1 protein-coding gene is annotated in these 811 nt (G+C 38.3%); it reads right to left on the bottom strand.

What is annotated here, in order from left to right; translation table 11 throughout:
- A partial coding sequence (locus KH893_RS11115; protein ID WP_427860369.1) for a glycoside hydrolase family 30 protein occupies positions 1 to 811 on the bottom strand: 811 nt, incomplete at both ends.

The raw sequence follows: 811 nt of genomic DNA, 5'->3' as shown, positions 1-811 counted from the left end.
GCATTACATAATATTCAGGGTTACGCGTTACCTTGTTGTTATTCTTGGAGTCAATGGAAAACAATGAATTTTGCTGCCATCCCCAGGTACTGACTGAATCGCCCAAAATAATATTCCAGTAGGTATAGGCGGTTGCCCCACCAGTAAAGTAAAGATTGAATAAATGAAAAATGTACTCGGCATATTCCCAACTATTTTCACCAAAGCCACATTCGGACTCAGTTTGAATCAGCTCAATTTCAGGCCATGATTCATGAGTACGCTCAATGACCTGTTGACCGGCCCATTGATAGCCGATTACTTTGATATATCTGCGAGCTCTATCATCAAATAGAATATTATCGACGTAACGGTTGTAATTATCTAACTTAATTCCTGCTGCTGTAAAAGACATATCTTCAGGCCCGTTTAATGTTCCAAGGAAAATTTCAGTATCAAGATCTTCTTTTTCAAATGTTGGCCCTAGATAATCGCGAATAAAAACCCGCAAGTCTTCGCTGTTCCATAAGCAGGACGGAAACTTTTGATCAGCAAACACTTCGTTTTGTGGACATATTCGCTTGATATGAATACCTTGTTCTTCATAGGCTCTTATATATTTAACAAAGTAATTCGCATACGCCTGCAGATTTTCTGGAGTAGTAACGATTCGACCAGAGTTGTATACCTTAGGAAATTTCATCCATGTTGGTGGGCTCCAAGGACTGGCAAATAACTGAAAATCGGGTTGATACTTTTGTGCGTTTTTAATATAGGGGATTAATGCTTCTTTATCATGGTCAATCGAGAAATTTTTAAGATTATAATCACC

This window comes from Liquorilactobacillus sicerae (assembly GCF_029916425.1).
Classification (GTDB): domain Bacteria; phylum Bacillota; class Bacilli; order Lactobacillales; family Lactobacillaceae; genus Liquorilactobacillus; species Liquorilactobacillus sicerae.
This window is presented reverse-complemented; position numbering and strand designations above follow the sequence as displayed.